The organism is Planctomicrobium aquicomposti (assembly GCF_051466325.1).
Taxonomy (GTDB): domain Bacteria; phylum Planctomycetota; class Planctomycetia; order Planctomycetales; family Planctomycetaceae; genus Planctomicrobium.
This window is the reverse complement of the sequence record NZ_CP195792.1, coordinates 1714011-1730964: the sequence shown is the minus strand read 5'-3', so window position 1 is coordinate 1730964 and position 16954 is coordinate 1714011. Positions and strand designations below refer to the sequence as shown.

Sequence of the window (16954 nt, the reverse complement as noted above, 5' to 3'; positions counted from 1 at the left end):
AGCGTCATCATTTTCCAGTGGCAGAACCGGTATCGTCTTTCCGCTGAATCTGAGTCTGGTTCGGGTCTCATTTCCGCTTTTCCATTTGCCGCCTGCCCGACGTCCCCGTACGACCTGGCAAATTGCGATCAACTCCACAACGAGAGGATGCGACTGATGAGTGCACAAGTGGGGCAACCCGCTCCGAGTTTCTCCGTTCAAGCCTATGACCGGACCAAGGACGGCTCCGACGACCAGTTCAAGCAGCTCTCTCTGCAGGACTATGCCGGCAAGTGGGTTTGCCTGTTCTTTTACCCACTCGATTTTACGTTTGTCTGCCCGACCGAAATCGTTTCGTTCAACGACAAGCTCGGTGAGTTCGAAGACCGCGACTGCGTCGTGTTGACAGCCAGCACCGACAGCGTGTTTTCCCACAAAGGCTGGTGCGATTCTCACGAAGACCTGCGCAAGCTCAAGTACCCGATGCTGGCCGACACCACGCACAAGCTGTCGCGCGACTATGGCGTGCTGAAGGAAGATGCGGGCATCGCCTATCGCGGGATCTTCCTGATCGATCCGAACGGCGTCGTGCGCTGGTCAGCCGTGCATGACCTCAGTGTCGGACGGAACGTTGACGAAGTGCTGCGGGTGCTCGACGCCCTGCAAACCGACAAGCTCTGTCCCTGCAACTGGAAGTCCGGGGAAAAAACGCTGAACTAGAATTGCTTGCTCATGAATCGCTTTCCCGTCTGGCTGGCAATCCGGTTCAGCCGGACGGGATTTTTTTGCACATCAAGGGTCGATTGTGCCTGTCACCGCTGCGGAGCGTTCCGCTTTTGATTGCAGATGCGGCAGCGGGGCAATCACTCATTGTCACTTCCCATAGAATTGAATCGCCGGCCATGTCGTTCCTGAAGCCTGTTGAAATCGCCGAGGCACCGGAGAAAGTCGCTCAGCACTATGCCCGCGTTCGGGAAATGTTTGGTGAGGAGCCGATCCCTCAGCCGTTCCTGATCTACGGCAATGTGGAGCCCTTCCTGCGCGACTTCTACATGAACTTCAAGAAGTTCGTGTATACCGACGGGGCTCTCGACGCCAGAACCAAGTCAGCGATCGGTCTGGCAGTGGCGGTGTTTGGCAAGTGCGCCCCGTGGCGAGATTACTTTGCGGCCCGCTGTCAGCAGCTTGGATTTACCGAGCCGCAGATCGCCGAAATCATGGCCGTGACTGCGACCAACGCCATGTACAACACCTTCTTCAAATTCCGTGACCTGAGCGGCACGGGCCTCTTTGACGGAATGGGAGTCGGCCTGCGGGCACACACATTCAGCAATACCTCGCTGGATGACAAGACGATCGAGCTGATCAACACCGCCATCAGCGACATGAACGCCTGCAAGCCCTGCACCTCCGGACATGTTTCCAAGTGCAAGAATCTGGGCCTGAGCAACGAGCAGATTCTGGAGTCGATCCAGTGCGCCGCCACGATGTATGCGGGAGTCCAGTTCCTGAACGCCGCCCTCTGAGCCAGCGACGGTTCCGTGAAATGACGGCACCTCTCCTCCTGACTGCAATCATCACCGCCATTCTCCGCCTCGATTTGTCTGGTGATCTCTGTAATCTGATCACCCGGACGGGCTCTGGCATGAAGAATTCTTCATAAAAAACAATCTGCCTCGGGTGCACTTTTTGCTCATCTTGAATCCGCAGCCTTGCCGTGCACAATCGCCGGTAGTGGTCTTCGCGGCGGACGGTTCCTGAGCATCAGTGGCAGGTATGATCGAGATTCCGGTGGCATCTGCGGTATGGCGCAAAGGGGTCAAGTGGCTCGGTGGACGTGAGCCGGCGGTGCTCCTCTCGCTGCTGGTGATCTTCACTGCCAGCTGGATCTTCATTCACGTGGCCGACGAAGTCGCCGACGGGGAGACCCACCAGTTCGAATACTGGCTGCTGCGCGTCTTTCGCACGGCAGAAGACCCCGCCGTACCGATCGGGCCGGCCTGGCTGCAGGAGATGGTCCGGGATCTTACCGCTCTCGGAGGATTCAGCTGGCTCTGCTTTTTCACCTTTGCTGTTGCGGGTTTCTTCTGGCTCGACCGCAAACGCCATCTGGCAATGTTCCTGCTGGTCTCGGTAACCAGTGGCTACCTGGTCAGTACGCTCCTGAAAATGTTCTTTCAACGCCCGCGGCCGGATATTGTGCCGCATCTTTCCTATGCCCAGAACTCCACCAGCTTTCCCAGCGGCCATAGCATGAATTCGGCCATCGTGTATCTCACACTGGGAACGATCGTGGCCACCAGCGTGGCGACCCGCAAGCTGAAGATGTATGTGATCTGCGTGGCACTGGTGCTGATGATCGCCGTCGGCGTCAGCCGGGTTTACCTTGGTGTTCATTACCCGACCGACGTTCTTGCCGGCTGGATGGCGGGGACGGTCTGGGCGCTCCTCTGCTGGCTCGTGGCGAGACTGCTCCAGCGTCGAGGCCAGATCGAGCCTCCCACCCCCGACGTTGAAGAGGAAAAGCCTTTCGCCGATTCGATCGCCCCCTGAGCGACCCAAGGTCGATGCGACAAGCCTCTCAGCAGGCGATCAGTTCTCTGATGGCGATCCCAACGCCGCACGGGCTGGCAAGAGCGAGATCGCCACTCCTACCAGAAACACCGGCAGGGCAAGGATCGTCAATTGGCCCGCATACTGCAGGCTGCTCCAGCACATGTAGAGCGAAGTGGAGACAAACACCAGCGGCGTCAGCGGATACAGGGGAACCCGAAACGGGCGTGGCCGCTGAGGATCTCGCCAGCGAAGAACAATCAGCGACGACCCCGAGAGGGCGAAGAACCCCCAGAAAATCGGCGCGGTTGCGGACAACAGCAGGTTGAACCCGCCGCCGTATTCTTTCCAGTCGGGTGCGGGAAAGTGCAGCAACCCTGCCAGGGCGGTCAGGCGATCGCGGCCGGCTTGCGTGCCGACCAGCCCGATCAACAACAGCGAAACCGCTCCCAGCGTGAACAGCGCGGGGAGTGGCACGTTGTTCTTGTTCCAGCGATTCCACGCCCGGAAGTACGATTCCCGCTTGCCCACGGCCGCCAGCAATCGACAGCCAGCAAACAGCATCCCGTGAATCCCGCCAAGGGCGGAGATGATGACAATCAGACTGATCAGCCACGCGAATCGGGCGGAGAGCGTCTGTTCGATGAGGTCTGCCGCGGGGACGGTCGATTCCTTCACGGCGTCAAATCCCAGCCCTCGCAGATAAGCGCAGTTCATCGCCAGATAAAGCACAGCGATCGATCCCAGTCCGAGGATCAGCGCCCGAGGCATATTACGTTGGCCGTCGCGAACTTCCGGCATGATCGTGGCAGCGTCGTTCCAGCCGCCGTAGGCATACAAGACGAAGACCAGCGCCAGACCCCAGTCGGCCCAGCTGACGGAATTCGACCCGCCCACCAGAGCAGCGTGCGCCTGAGTCGTCGGAAGAAGCAAGCCGCAGATCAGTAATGCGGCCAGCGAAACAATCTTCAAAACAGTGAGCAGATTCTGCACCCACCGACCGGTCTGCAGCCCGAAAGCATGCACACCAACGAGCGCTGCCACCGCCGTCGCTGCGATGACGGCGGGGTGAATCAGGCCGGGAGGAAGGATCTGCTCGGCGTAATCGGCCACGAAGAACGACATGATGCCGATGCTCCCGGTCATCACAGCGCAAGTCTGCATCCACACAAACAGGAAGCCCGTGCGGCGCCCATAGGCACGTGTGAGAAACACATACTCCGCGCCGAACTCGGGATAGGTGGTCACCAGCTCGCAGTAGCAGAGCGCACCGCACAGCGCCAAGAACGCTCCAAACAGCCAGAACCCCAGGGCGATTTCCGGGCTGCCGGCGCGCGCGAAGACCGCCGGCGGAACCTTGAAGATGGAAACACCAACGACAATGCCGACAATCAGGCTGATGGTGTCCCACAGCCCCAGTGATGCGGGGCGTCTCGCCTGTTCCCCAGCAGGAGTGACGTCATCTGTCATCTGCATGCCCGTTATGACCGATCACGCATCCGGAAGTCCGTTGTCGTCGCGTTGCAGGAGCCCGGTGATCGCAGGCCCGTCAGCCGCCTGAAGACCGTGTGGGTGGAGTCAGCTCGGTCCACAAACAGCCAGGTCCTCAGACACACTGCCTGAGGACCTGGACTTCCGTGGAATCGCTCTTCCCGCGGATCGCCAGTTGTTGTCAGCGGCACTAGTTGCCGTAATCCTTGGGATTCCCGAACAATCCGCCCCCTTTGTTGCCGCCCGTTCCCCCCTTGAGGTTCAGGTTGCTGACCCGGCGTTCGTACTTCTCTCCCTTACCGGGGGCGAGATCTTCGTCCTTCGGCTTCTCAACCGGCTCCGGCTTGGCCTTGAGGGCTTTGACAGACAGGCTGATCCGTTTCTTGCCCGGGTCGACTTCCAGAATCTGAACTTCGGGCATATCGCCAACATTCAGGACTTCGGTGACCCGCTTCACGCGGCGGTGTTCGAGTTCGCTGATATGGACCAGCCCCTCGATCCCGGGCTCCAGTTCCACGAAGGCGCCGAAGGCCTCCACGCGCGTCACGCGACCGGTGACCGAAGCACCCTTTTCATATTTCGTTTCTGCGGTCCGCCACGGATTCGGAGAAAGCTGACGCATGCCGAGGCTGATGCGGTTCTTTTCGCGGTCGATGGACAGCACCTTGACTTCGACCTGCTGGCCTTCAGTCAGGACCTCGTTGGGATGTTCGATCCGGACCCAGCTCATCTGGGCGACCGGCAGGAAGCCGTCCATGCCTCCCAGATCGATGAAGGCCCCAAATTCCTTGATGGTCTTGACCCGACCGGTACGCACCTGATCCGGCTTGATTTCGTTGAGCAGATCCGCCTTGGCCAGTTCGCGTTCTTCCGCGAGCAATGCCCGGCGGGTCAGCACGAGCTTCCGCTTGGCGGGATTGACTTCGGTGATCTTCGCCCGCAGCTTCTGACCGACATAAGTCGCCAGATCCGCGACGAACCCCAGCTCAACCTGACTGGCGGGAATGAAGCCCCGCAGGGTGCCGACATTGACTTCGAGGCCCCCTTTGTTCGTTTTGGTAACGACACATTCCACGATCTGATCCGGGCTGACAGCGCTCCAGTCACCCCCCTTGATCTTGGCGGTGCCACGAGCCAGATTCGTGAGGATCAGCCCCTCGGTTTCATCGATCCGGTCGAAGACAACTTCCACCACGCCCCCAACCTGCGGCTGGTTTTTGGCGTCGAACTGGCGGAACGGAACAACCCCTGTCATCGGCAGGTTGAAGTCGAGGAAGACGCTGTCTTCCTGCACCACCAGCACGGTGCCGCGCAGCTTCTGGCCGGGCTGCAATGTTTCAATATCAATCACGGCGACGGGTGCATCCCCTTCGACAGGAGCGGCCGGAGTCGCAGCGGCACTGGCCTGCGCCATTGCCGCTTCAATGTCGGCTTCGAGTCCGGCGTCAATCGCTTCCTGCTCGGGAATGGCGACCGGAGTTGTCGGCGGTGGGGGAGGGGCACTGGCTGCGGCGGCGGCCGCCTTGACGGCGCGCTGCACTTCGGCGTCGACGTCCGCATCGTCCTGGGCGGGAATCGCGGCGACGGGCGGGGCCCCAGCCGGGGTCCCCAGAGAGGCAATCGCCTTTCCTTCACCCGGTGCAACTGTGGGCCGGAGCTGCAGCTTCCGTTGCGATTCTTCTGTCGAGGTTTCCGGAACAGCCGGCGTTGCTTCGGCAACGGGCGTCTCGGGAGTCGCTTCAGAAGGGGTCGGGAGAGACGAAGGAACCTCTTCATGAGGCGCGACGTTATCAGTACTCATTCCGCTGTGACCTGCCAGACCGTCTGCGAATGTCAAACGCCCCTACGGCGTCGATTACGTTTTTCTTCGGTTCCCCGGTCAAATCTCCCCGGTCAGTTTACCAAACCGGGCTTTGAGGAACCTTTTTCGGGATTCTCTGAGAACTGCCGATCAAAACGCAAGTCTTAACGTCCCATTCACTGGCGGAATTCTCGTAACTGTGTGACGGAAGGAGGCTTGGTCCGCAGCAGGTCCGACGGGTTCCGCAGGCTGCCGGAGGTTTTCCAATCCGTTCGGACGCCGGTGGGTCGGAATCCGCCCCCAATCCGCTATACTGAACGCTTGGGGCATTTTCGGCATTTCAAGAGATGTGGCGATGTTCGACGCGATCACCAAGAATCTGACTGAAGCATTAGGCAATCTCGCCCGCGGCAAGCTGTCGGAAGGAAATATTCGCGACTCGATGTCGAAAGTCCGGCAGGCTTTGCTGGAGGCGGACGTCAATTACGACGTCACTAAATCGTTTATCCAGCGGGTTACCGAACAGGCGGTCGGTGAACAGGTTCTCAAATCCCTGCGTCCGGCAGAGCAGATTGTCGGGATCGTCTATCAGGAACTGGTCCAGCTGATGGGGCCAGTCGACCATTCTCTCGCCGTCCGTCGGGGCGAGCTGTCGGTCATCATGATGTGCGGTCTGCAGGGGGCGGGAAAAACGACCACCTGCGGCAAGCTGGCCCGCATGCTGAAAGAAGAGGGACACAAGCCGATGCTGGTCGCAGCCGACTTGCAGCGCCCTGCCGCTATCGAACAGCTGCGCGTGATCGGCGAACAGATCGGAGTTCCGGTTTACACGGAAGACCCGGCAAAGAGCACACCCGTTCAGGTCTGCGTCAACGCTCGAAAGAAGGCCCGGGAGTTCGACTGCAATGTGCTGATCCTCGATACCGCGGGTCGTCTGCACGTCGACGACGCCCTGATGAAAGAATTGATCGAGATCGACAACAAGTTGATGCCGCATCAGGCGTTACTCGTTTGCGACTCGATGACGGGGCAGGATGCCGTCAACAGCGCCAAGGTTTTTAACGAGGCGCTGGAACTCGATGGGGTGATTCTGACCAAGCTCGACGGGGACACCCGGGGTGGGGCAGCCCTGTCCGTCAAGGCGGTGACGGGAGTCCCCATCAAGTTCATCGGAGTGGGTGAGCAGCTCGACCGGCTGGAGCGTTTTCACCCCGAGCGAATGGCGCAACGCATTTTGGGACAGGGGGATGTGGCCACCCTCCTCGAGACGGCGCAGCGGGTCCTCAACGAAGAGGAAATGGAGGCCCAGCAGCAGAAAATGATGCAGGGGAAGTTCTCGCTCGATGACTTCCTCAAGGCCATGAATCAGATCAAACGCATGGGTTCGATGAAGAGCCTGCTGAAAATGATCCCCGGGATGGGGCAGCTCTCCCAGGCCCTGAACGCGCTGGATGGCATGGATCCAGACAAGGATGTTGGCCGGGTCGAAGCGATGATTCAGTCGATGACTCTTGACGAAAGACGAAATCCTGACAAAATCGACCGCTCGCGCCGGCAGCGCATTGCCCAGGGGAGCGGTACGAACCCCACCGAAGTCCATGATTTGCTGAAGCAATTCAAGGGAATGTCGGGGATGATGCAACAGATGGCCGGCATGGGAACCGGCGACCGGATGAAAAAAGTCCAGGAGCTGCAGGCTGGCATGATGAATCCCGGAGCAGAAATGCTGCGGGAGAAACAGCGCAGCAAGCGGGGTCCAGTCGATAAGAATGTGCTGCGGGACAAGAAGAAGCAGCAGCGTAAGCAGGCGAAAGATCAGCGCAAGAAGAACAAGCGGCGCTGAAAGCCTTGATGAGCAAACAGGATGCGGTTGACGAGCCGCCGGGTCATCCCCCGGCGGAATTTTATTCGGTCCGCCGTGTCAGTTGAAAATTTTCCGTTTCAGGAGAGAGCAGTGACGGTTCGGATTCGCATGAAGAAAATGGGGCGTACGCATCGTCCCTTCTTTCGCATTTGCATTATGGATCAGCGCAGCCCGCGCGATGGCAAAGCGATTGAAGAAATCGGCACGTACGATCCCATGGTTCGCGATAAATCCAAGCGCGTCACCATGAAGATGGACCGGGTTGACCACTGGATTTCCGTCGGCGCCCAGCCGAGTGAAAAGGTGGCGGCCCTCATCCGTAAGGTGAAAGACAACGACTTCGGTGAAGCCAAGGCCCCGCCGCCGATGATGGCTCCGCAGGTCAAGGCCAAGCCGGCAGCTGAAGAAGCTGCTGAAGCCCCCGCCGAAGAATAGTCGTCTCCGGCGGTCGACCGAAACGAGAGGGACGGCCACGCGATTATTTCCGGTATGTCCCGAGGCCGCTCCTCATGGGTGCGGAACAGCGTGGAGCAGCCGGCAGCTGACCGAAACGAAACTCCGGGCCCGCTCGGGTCAGCAGCAGCCTTGGCTGGCAAGTGGCAAATGAACTCCGTCCGTTTCGATGTGCTGACACTGTTTCCGGGAATCTTCGACGGATATCTCGGACAGGGTCTGCTGAAAAAGGCGATTGATTCCCGGCTGGTTGACATTCAGCTCTGGAATTTTCGCGACTGGGCAGAGGACAAGCATCAGTCGGTCGATCATCCTCCTTACGGAGGGGGACCGGGGATGCTGATCCGCTGCGAACCGGTGTTCCGCTGCGTGGAGGCGGTTCAGGCCGCCGCCCCAGAGCCGGGGAAACTGGTCATGCTGACGCCGCAAGGCCGGAAGCTCGACCAGAGTCTGGTTCAGGAACTGGCCAAAGAGCCGCGCATTCTGCTGCTCTGTGGTCGATATGAAGGATTTGACGACCGGATCGTGCAGGGGCTTGAGCCGCTGGAAGTCTCCGCGGGAGATTTCATCTGCAATGGCGGAGAAGTGCCGGCGATGCTGGTCATTGATACGGTCATTCGACTCATTCCGGGAGTTCTTGGAGATGAGACGAGTGCCCGATATGATTCATTTTCGTCGTCAGCACTGCTGGAGTATCCACAGTACACACGGCCCCGCGAATTTCGCGGAATGACGGTGCCCGATGTCCTGCTGAGCGGGAATCACGGTGCCATCGCCGAGTGGAGACGACAACAAAGTCTGGAACGCACGCGGCAGCGCCGCGGCGATCTCCTCGACGGCTCTGCTGCTTCGGCAGAGAGCTGACATCGTCGGGACTCTGCAGGTTCGGCCGGTTTTTGTTTTTCACAAGACCGGCCCCTCCCGCGGATGGCGATGACCACCCATTGTGATGTGCCGACGTCCCAGGCGGCACCGCTCGCGACAACCCGGAATGCCACCATGCGTCACAAACTGATTGACATCGCAGAGAAGGCCAGCCTGCGCGAAAACGAACTCAACTTCTCAATCGGGGATACTGTGGATGTCCACACCCGGATTCTGGAAGGTGACAAAGAGCGAATTCAGATCTTCTCCGGCATCGTGATCGGAACCCGCGGCCACGGCATGGCCGAGATGTTCACCGTCCGCCGGATTGTGGCAGGTGAAGGGGTGGAGCGGACCTTCCCGGTCAACTCCCCCAAGGTGGCCAACGTCGTCGTGAAGCGGCATGCCCGCGTTCGTCGCGCCAAGCTGTTCTACCTGCGTGACCGTATCGGCAAGGCGACCCGCCTCGTGGAACGCCGCGCCAAGTCCGGTGAAGCTGAAACCACCTCGTGAGTCCCGCCCCCGCGGCGTCACGAACAATCTGAACTGCGATCAGACCTCCGGAACTTTTCCCGGAGGTCTTTTCCTGCGCGGACTTCTCTGTCATGGTGTGTTCGGAGATCGCCCGGCGCAGTTCGGTCGGGACTTCTCAGAGCGCCGACGAGGACCGAATCATGCTCCGTCCGCTGACTGGCTGGCTGCGAAAACTGTTCGGTGACCGTGGCGAGCGACTGGCAGCCCGGCATCTGAAACAGCTGGGCTATCGCATCCTGGCACGGCAATGCCGTAACCGGCTGGGCGAAATCGATCTGATTGCAATGGATCAAGAGACGGTGGTGTTCGTCGAAGTGAAGACCCGGTCCAGTCACGTCGCCGGACATCCCAAAGAGGCGGTGACTTACCGAAAGCAGCAGCAACTGACCCGGGCAGCACTGGCGTGGTTGAAGACGCATCGACTGCTGGAGCGGCGAGCCCGGTTTGATGTGGTCGCCATCACCTGGCAGGGGAATGAGCCTCCGCAGCTGGAACATGTGATCAACGCCTTTGAACCGGTCGGCCAAGGTCAGATGTACTCGTGACCAAGAGCAGGTTGCTCTGTCCTGGCCCGCCCAGCAAGTATTTCGTGTGATGAAATGCTCATTTCCGCGTGGCGAGAACGGATCCCACAACAGCGAATCTGTTCGAGCGGACCATCAGGTGTCGGAACCTTTCCCTCAACAGGAGTAACGGCATGAACCGTTTTTTTATTTCCCTTTCACTGATCAGCATGACAGGAGTTGTCCTGATGCAAACTCTCTCCACAGGCGCGGCCGAGAAGCCGGCCCGGGAGCTGCGGCACCTGGTGCTCTACAAGTTCAAAGAGGATCAATCGCCGCAGCAGGTGCAGGAAGTCGTTGACAAGTTCCTGTCGATGCAGAAACTGATTCCGGAAATCTCAGCGCTGTAGCACGGAATCAATGTCAGCCCGGAAGGGAAGTCGGACGGCCTCACTCACGCGTTTCTGGTCACGTTTCGATCGGAAGCCGACCGCGACGTCTATCTCAATCATCCGGCTCATCAGGAGTACGTGAAGGTGTCGGGACCCCGAAGGGAAAAGGTCGTTGTTTTTGACTACTGGACGGCCGAGTAGACCCGGCATCCACGCTGTTCATCGGCAGAGGAGCCCCAAGTGAATCACTGGCTGCACGCTGCGGATTGAGTCGATCGAGACGAGCGCAGAAACGAACGTCGCCATCCACGCCCCTTCGACTGCAGGGACTGCCGTCCCGCTACGAAACAACCCCGCGTCGCTCTCGCGGCACGGGGTTGTGTTCACTCTCCAGATTGAACTCAACGCGACGCTGCGGATTACTTCAGATCCGCGCTGCGGATTCGCAGCAGCTTGCCTGGCTTTTTGTCCGAGCCGGCTTCTTCGGTGCCGAATACGGTCACCAACAATGCTCCGCCGCGTGTGAAGGCCAATGCCGTCGGCTTGTCGAGCGACACGATCTTACGTGGCGTCAACGTATCCCCGTCGATGGTCAGTTCGTAGAGTCCCCCCTGGCTCGGATCGACCCAGGAAAAGTCCACGCCGTACAGCTTTCCATCCGGGCTGTACGCGATGTTGACGATGTCGTTCAGACCCGTTTTGTAGCTCTTCTTGAAGGCACCGGTTTTTGCGTCGTAGATGGTGATCAGGCTGTCGCCGGCGACGTTGACTTCGCCCATCTGACTGACGACCAGATCCCCTTCGGGGCTGATCGCAATTCCGCACGGAGCATCGGTGTCGACGGACTGCTTCGTGGCGATAAACGGTTCCAGCTTGCCCGGCTTGCCATCCGTAATCGAAGCGCGAACAACCCAGCCTTTCGTGTCGTCGCCGTTGGAAGTCACAAAAACCGCTTCACCGTTGCTGGCGACTGCGTAGTAGTTCCCTTCCCCTTTGACAGACGCTTCGCCGGCGGTAATCGGTCCGAGAGTGAATTCCGCCTTCGCTTCCGCCACGGGCGAACTCGCAGGCTTTTTGCCCACCTTGTAAATACGGATCACTTCATCGCCATCCGGGCGGCTCCCGTCGCCGACAACCAGAGTCGATTCATCCAGAAACCCAATGCCCAGCGGGCCGATGTTGTACATCGGCCCCTTGCCGTAGATGTCGGTCGGATAGCCCGTGATCTCCGGGGTGAGGTTCGTCTGCTGCTCCTTGCGGGTGACCCGGTAGACTCCGCTGCGGTCCGACAGGAAGATGTGCCTTGACTCAGGCTGCAGGGCCAGTCCGGAGGGATTGTCGAGGTTCTCGAGGACGACCACCGGCTGGATGTCCTGTGCGGCAAGACTTCCGCCCAGCAGCAGCAGACAGGCACCGAGCGATCGCAATTTGAAACACGTGAAACGCATCGTTGTTCCCTTTGTTGTAAAACTCGTGAACAGCAGATCGGTTGGAGCACTTGCTCCGGAATCTCTCGCGGGGTGTCAACCGGAATACAGCACGTCGACTGCCCCCGTGTCGACTGTCCCCGTGCCGGCTGCCGACGGGGCAGCTGACGAATCGCAGAACGTCAGTTCTCGTCCCGCGGAAGCTCGGGAGCCTCGTGCTCGGGGTAGTCCGAGCTACTCAGACCTTCTGTCAGGAACAGAATCAGGTCCTGCTTCTCCTGCGCAGTCAGGTTGAGTTCGAAAATCTCTTCGTCGAGATACGGGTTGGCAATGCCCCCCTTGTTGTAATGCTCGACAACTTCTTCCAGAGTTTTCATTGAACCATCGTGCATATAAGGAGCCGTCCGGGCGATCTCCCGCACCGTCGGAGTCTTGAAGGCTCCGGTATCCCCCTTCAGTTTGGAAATGGCAAAGCGCCCTTCATCAGGCTGCTTTTGGTCCATTCCGACACCGATGTTATGAAAGGCATTGTCGGTCAGGTTGGGACCGGAATGGCAGGCGCTGCAGTGGGCTTTGCCAAAGAATAACTCCATTCCGCGCAGAGCCCCCGCTGACAGGGCCGTGGCGTCTCCCGCCTTGTAGCGATCGTAAGGAGCGTTTCCGGACAGAATCGTCCGCTCGTAACAGGCAATCGCCTTGGCGATCCCCTCTTTGGTGACCGGTGTACCGAAAATCTGGTGAAACTGCTGCCGGTATCCCGGAATTTTGTTCAGCCGCTCAACCACTTCCTCCAGCGTCATGTTCATTTCGATCGGGTTCTGCACCGGACCGAGCGCCTGTTCTTCCAGCGTGGCAGCACGTCCATCCCAGAACTGCAGCGTGTGGTACGCGCTGTTGATCACGGTGGGGGAGTTGCGTCCCCCTTTCAACTGATCGACCCCGGTCGCAAACTGCTCTCCGTTGCTGAATCCCTTTTTCGGATCGTGGCAGGAAGCACACGAAACCGAATTGTCGCGAGACAGCCGCTTATCAAAATAGAGTTGCTTGCCAAGCAGCACCTTCTCCGGAGTGGTCGGATTGTCCGCCGGAATCTGTAACGGCGGCAGCCCCAGCGGAACCTTGTCCTGTGCGTTGACTCGTCCGGCGGCCAAAAGAACTAGGATCAAGCCAAGGGGGCGACTCACTCGGTGCATGTTTTCTTTCCGGGCTGGGGCAGAGGTGGGACCCGATTCTTAAAGACTGGGGATTCCGCTGCAAGCGAAGGGGCGAAAAATCCCGTGCAATCCCGGCGGTTGCGACAACCTGTCCCGGTTCCGGGAGGCAGCAGGTTTGACAATCCGTGCAGGATTGCTGAGATGAAGCGAAAGTTCGCGATGTGAATGCGAGCCTGAACCACTTTGACCGGGAATTTACCGCCATGTCGACTGCTGAAATGGAACTGCTCACCCTGACCCACACGCTGCTGGCAGCGATCGATGCGGGAGACTGGACAGCCTACGCCGCCCTGTGTGACGAAAACATCACCTGCTTCGAACCGGAAGCGAACGGCCACCTGGTTTCGGGGCTCCCCTTCCACAAGTTCTACTTTGACCTCCCCGCGGGCAAGCCCCGTCTGTCGACAGCCACCTCTCCGAGTATCCGTGTTGTGGGAGAGATCGGGATCGTCTGCTACGCCCGACTGACGCAGAAACTCGACGGCAACGGCTCGCCGGTGACAGTTTCCTCCGATGAGACCCGCATCTGGCAGAAGACGGGGAATCAGTGGAAGCACATCCACTTCCATCGTTCACCCTGTTAGAGCAGGTTGCCCTGTGCTTCGCCCACACAGCAAGTGTTTGTTGTGATGAAAGGCCCATTGCCGCGTGGCGAGCATTGCGACCCAATGAAGACCGTGTCCCGAAGAAAGTATCGGGAACAAAAAAACGCCCCGTGATTACGGGGCGTTTCGTCATTGCTGGGTTGAGAATGCTGACCGAACAGATCAAGGGGAGCGGGCCCCCCGAACCTGCCCGGTCAGCTCAAGCTTGACTTCATTGGGCTGCCCGGACACGACGGTCGCGGTCAGTCCACTATTGGTCGGGTCAGCATAGTTCGAGGGAACGAGCAGCTTCGGCGGTCCCACGGAGGGAGCGTCGTCGCGCTGTCCCTGAACAAAAGGGACTTCCTCATGCTTGACCACACTGACTCGGTACGAGCCGGGGACCGCCCCGTCGTTCGAATCGAATGTCGTCAGCTGGAAGCGTCCCTCGCTGTCGGTCTTCCCCATCGCTGCGAACTCATGCTCCTGCGGCTGAAACACCACAGTCGCGTCCGCCAGCGGCTTCCCATTCAGGATGACCACTCCCGCCACGGGGAAGACGTCAGGGCGGTCAATGCTGCTGGATCGTGAGCAGCCCGTGCAGAACAGGGCCACCATCGCCAGTCCGAAGATTCGGTTGAAATTGTGTAGTGGTTTCATGTTTTCCAAAAGTGTTTCGCCAGGTCTCACAACATGGCGTCCGACTGTTGCCGGAAAGGCTGCTCGTGTCGCACGGGTAGCAGGCACAACTCCGCATGACGAACACGAGCAGATCGAAAATCAGACTGAACTAAAACTCACCCACGACTTCATCACCGGAGATGGAACCCAGAGAACCCCAGATCCCGTAGGGGCTGCGACCGGAAATGTTCAAGGGTGTTGCAGCCGACAGGTTGCCGGTGTGAATGTTCTCACTGACAAACCGGACGGCACCATCGCACATCAGCACATGGGCTCCCCCGACGTGCAGACTGGCGACGGAGTACAGGCCGTCGGTGTCATAACCACCATCGGCACAGGAGGGGGAGTTCGGCGGAAGAATGGTATTCACCGCCACATACGATGGGTTTCCGCGACCCCAACGGGAGCCTCGCCCGAGCGAAACAGTCACGCCTGGAGCGAAAGTACTGCGATCGTTCGGATTCAGCGTGGACAGGCAAAGAATCGGTGTGGAATAGATGCTTTGACCACGGCTGCGGGCCACCCCGCCGATCGTGCTCATGCCGCCGCTGCCGTTGTAGGCCGTCAGTTCACCCATCGCGATGGTGTTACTGGTCCCGTCGGTGATATCGCGGAATTGACGGCTGGTCTGATATCCGAACGGCCCCCGCACTGCCCGACGCGAGTTGACAGGATTCGCCGAGATATTCGAAAGGAGCAGAGCGGTATCTCCTCCACTGAAACCGTAGTTCGTCATCCCCAGGTCAACTCCTCCGAAAACACCTCGAATGGAGGCGGCAGAGGGGCAAAGAAATCCGGGAATGGTTGTCCGCCACGGGACGTAGGCCGACGTGTCATTGCAGTTGTCGCCAAATGGCTGAAAGGTGGTGGACCCATAAACCTGAGTCCCACTGATCTGGTTGTAAAGCGGAGCCTGATCGATGTAGGGGAGCAGCATGGTGAATCCGCTCCCTTCATTATTGTTTCCTTTGGGGTTTGCGGCCGATGTCCCACCTTGACGCGAGGGTAAACACCCCATCACGTCAGCATAGTTGTGCAATGCCAGACCAAGTTGTTTCAGATTGTTTTTGCACTGGGACCGCCGGGCCGCTTCACGAGCCTGCTGGACAGCAGGCAACAGCAGGGCGATCAACACAGCAATAATTGCAATGACGACCAGCAGTTCGATCAGGGTGAACCCACCTTTTTTCCGGCGATGGGAGGCAGGTGTTTCCTTTAGCAGCATAATTGACGCCTTCGACGTAAGGACCGGGAGAACGGCAGAAACAAAAGTTATGGCAAAATTCCGCGAGCGCACGGGAAATTCAGGCAATGCAGTCAGGAGGCAGGCTGAAACCGGAAACACATGAGTCGTCGATACACCGTTTCCGTTCCAGCGATTCCCATCATCAGGCGATGATTGGAATTGATTTCCGTGACTCTTCCAGCTGTTGATTCTCCCGATCGGCAGTCCATTCACAATATCCTTCTACGACAATCTCATGTCGATTTTGCGACGCACACACAACGCTGAACTTCGATAAAAACCGGGTTGTTTGTTGGCGGCGAGTTGATAGTCTGAGCACGATCTTCACGGCGGACTTCACCGTCGCAACTCGTCTCTGCCAGGAGTCAGTGCTGGTTCCGGGCAAGTTCGAGTTCCTGCTGTGCTCCCTCACTGTCTCCAGCCCACTTGTCCCAGTCATCCGGAAAAGATTGTATGCGCCTGTTCCCAAACCCCAGCCGAAATACTCTTCGATTCTCCTTGATCGCCCTGTGCTGGATGGGGGTCGTTCCCCTGTCGGCGACTGCCGCGGATCCGATTCGCGTGGCGATCTACGATCATTCCGAAGGCAAGGCACGGTACCTCAAAGTGCTGGCCAGAATCCTCGGTGACAACGACGTCTTCCACGTCGACAACCTGTCGCCAGCCCAGATTCGCAAGGGTGCTCTCAACCAGGGCTATCACGTGTTGATCATGCCGGAAGGTTCAGGCAGCTATCAGTCATCACAACTGAAAGAGACCGGTCGCGAGAACATCAAGGAGTTTGTGCGAAACGGCGGTGGCTACGTCGGGATCTGCGCCGGATCGTATCTGGCGTCTTCCCACTTTGACTGGTCACTCGGTTTGCTGAACGCCGAGATGGTGGATGCAGAGCACTGGGCACGCGGCAACGGCCAGGTCAAGCTGCACCTGACACCAGCGGGACAGGCAGCATTGAAGAGTAGCAAAGCTGATCTCGAGGTCTACTATGCGCAAGGACCGTTACTGGCACCCGGTTCGGCGGCTGATCTGCCCCCGTATGAGTCGCTGGCTGAATTCACCAGCGAGATGGCCGAGAAGGGAGCTCCTTCAGGCGTGATGGTCGGAACCACCGCCATTGCCCGAGGCGAATTCGGAAAGGGCCGCGTCTTCTGTTTCAGCCCTCACTGCGAATCACGCGGAGGACCGAATTACATGGTGGTCAACGCGGTCCTGTGGGCTGCTGGTCAAGAGGATCGTGAAACTCCGACTCGCCTGGAATCTTTCGTCCCCACGCCAGAGCCGGTCAGTCAACCTCAGCCCTAGGTGGCCCGCACATTCAGTCTGGCGTGAAGTCCGTTTTCCTTGAGGCTGTGTGGACTCAATGAATTG

The 16954-nt window shown here is 58.9% G+C and carries 18 protein-coding genes; 12 read left to right on the top strand and 6 right to left on the bottom strand.

Annotation, left to right across the window (positions count from 1 at the left end):
* Positions 1-156 precede the first annotated feature (156 nt).
* The 3 genes from SH664x_RS06620 to SH664x_RS06610 all read left to right on the top strand — a co-directional run bounded on the left by SH664x_RS06620 (position 157) and on the right by SH664x_RS06610 (position 2532).
* Positions 157-699 carry a peroxiredoxin gene (locus tag SH664x_RS06620; protein WP_437206083.1) on the top strand — a complete coding sequence of 181 codons (543 nt, stop codon included), beginning with the start codon at positions 157-159 and terminating at the stop codon, positions 697-699.
* 182 nt (positions 700-881) lie between these two features.
* Positions 882-1505, top strand: coding sequence for a carboxymuconolactone decarboxylase family protein (locus SH664x_RS06615; protein WP_437206081.1), 624 nt, complete (start codon positions 882-884; stop codon positions 1503-1505).
* A 265-nt stretch (positions 1506-1770) separates the two neighbouring features.
* Positions 1771-2532: a phosphatase PAP2 family protein gene (locus tag SH664x_RS06610; protein ID WP_437206079.1), complete on the top strand. Its 762-nt coding sequence runs from the start codon at positions 1771-1773 to the stop codon at positions 2530-2532.
* Positions 2533-2571: 39 nt separating this feature from the next.
* On the opposite strand, the gene SH664x_RS06605 is transcribed toward SH664x_RS06610, so the two are convergent.
* Entirely contained in the window at positions 2572-4008 is a 1437-nt protein-coding gene (locus SH664x_RS06605) for an APC family permease (RefSeq protein ID WP_437206077.1), read from the bottom strand.
* 205 nt (positions 4009-4213) lie between these two features.
* Positions 4214-5824 carry a 30S ribosomal protein S1 gene (locus SH664x_RS06600; protein ID WP_437206075.1) on the bottom strand — a complete coding sequence of 537 codons (1611 nt, stop codon included), beginning with the start codon at positions 5822-5824 and terminating at the stop codon, positions 4214-4216.
* 355 nt (positions 5825-6179) lie between these two features.
* On the opposite strand from SH664x_RS06600, the gene ffh reads away from it, so the two are divergent.
* From ffh to SH664x_RS06565, 7 genes are all read left to right on the top strand, one after another.
* The gene (gene ffh, locus SH664x_RS06595) at positions 6180-7667 is read left to right on the top strand and encodes a signal recognition particle protein (RefSeq protein ID WP_437206074.1); all 1488 of its coding nucleotides are present in this window, start codon (positions 6180-6182) and stop codon (positions 7665-7667) included.
* Positions 7668-7778: 111 nt separating this feature from the next.
* Complete coding sequence (gene rpsP / locus SH664x_RS06590; protein WP_437206072.1) at positions 7779-8123, top strand: 30S ribosomal protein S16; 345 nt, start codon at positions 7779-7781, stop codon at positions 8121-8123.
* A gap of 168 nt (positions 8124-8291) precedes the next feature.
* Positions 8292-9005 carry a tRNA (guanosine(37)-N1)-methyltransferase TrmD gene (trmD, locus tag SH664x_RS06585; RefSeq protein ID WP_437206070.1) on the top strand — a complete coding sequence of 238 codons (714 nt, stop codon included), beginning with the start codon at positions 8292-8294 and terminating at the stop codon, positions 9003-9005.
* A 135-nt stretch (positions 9006-9140) separates the two neighbouring features.
* Positions 9141-9518 carry a 50S ribosomal protein L19 gene (gene rplS, locus SH664x_RS06580; protein ID WP_437206068.1) on the top strand — a complete coding sequence of 126 codons (378 nt, stop codon included), beginning with the start codon at positions 9141-9143 and terminating at the stop codon, positions 9516-9518.
* Between the two features lie 161 nt (positions 9519-9679).
* Positions 9680-10084, top strand: a complete 405-nt coding sequence (locus tag SH664x_RS06575; RefSeq protein WP_437206066.1) for a YraN family protein — start codon at positions 9680-9682, stop codon at positions 10082-10084.
* Between the two features lie 152 nt (positions 10085-10236).
* Positions 10237-10452: a Dabb family protein gene (locus SH664x_RS06570; protein ID WP_437206065.1), complete on the top strand. Its 216-nt coding sequence runs from the start codon at positions 10237-10239 to the stop codon at positions 10450-10452.
* Positions 10453-10458: 6 nt separating this feature from the next.
* Complete coding sequence (locus tag SH664x_RS06565; RefSeq protein ID WP_437207189.1) at positions 10459-10635, top strand: Dabb family protein; 177 nt, start codon at positions 10459-10461, stop codon at positions 10633-10635.
* A gap of 218 nt (positions 10636-10853) precedes the next feature.
* On the opposite strand, the gene SH664x_RS06560 is transcribed toward SH664x_RS06565, so the two are convergent.
* Both SH664x_RS06560 and SH664x_RS06555 read right to left on the bottom strand, forming a co-directional pair.
* Entirely contained in the window at positions 10854-11882 is a 1029-nt protein-coding gene (locus tag SH664x_RS06560) for a hypothetical protein (RefSeq protein ID WP_437206063.1), read from the bottom strand.
* Between the two features lie 161 nt (positions 11883-12043).
* Positions 12044-13054 (bottom strand): cytochrome-c peroxidase, encoded by a 1011-nt coding sequence (locus tag SH664x_RS06555; protein ID WP_437206062.1) that lies wholly within the window; start codon positions 13052-13054, stop codon positions 12044-12046.
* A 224-nt stretch (positions 13055-13278) separates the two neighbouring features.
* Here SH664x_RS06555 and SH664x_RS06550 point away from each other — a divergent pair, with 224 nt between their 5' ends.
* Complete coding sequence (locus tag SH664x_RS06550; protein WP_437206060.1) at positions 13279-13659, top strand: DUF4440 domain-containing protein; 381 nt, start codon at positions 13279-13281, stop codon at positions 13657-13659.
* 183 nt (positions 13660-13842) lie between these two features.
* On the opposite strand, the gene SH664x_RS06545 is transcribed toward SH664x_RS06550, so the two are convergent.
* Entirely contained in the window at positions 13843-14319 is a 477-nt protein-coding gene (locus SH664x_RS06545; RefSeq protein WP_437206059.1) for a carboxypeptidase-like regulatory domain-containing protein, read from the bottom strand.
* Positions 14320-14449: 130 nt separating this feature from the next.
* Positions 14450-15565: a DUF1559 family PulG-like putative transporter gene (locus SH664x_RS06540; RefSeq protein ID WP_437206057.1), complete on the bottom strand. Its 1116-nt coding sequence runs from the start codon at positions 15563-15565 to the stop codon at positions 14450-14452.
* A 474-nt stretch (positions 15566-16039) separates the two neighbouring features.
* Here SH664x_RS06540 and SH664x_RS06535 point away from each other — a divergent pair, with 474 nt between their 5' ends.
* Positions 16040-16888 carry a BPL-N domain-containing protein gene (locus SH664x_RS06535; protein ID WP_437206056.1) on the top strand — a complete coding sequence of 283 codons (849 nt, stop codon included), beginning with the start codon at positions 16040-16042 and terminating at the stop codon, positions 16886-16888.
* Positions 16889-16954 lie beyond the last annotated feature (66 nt).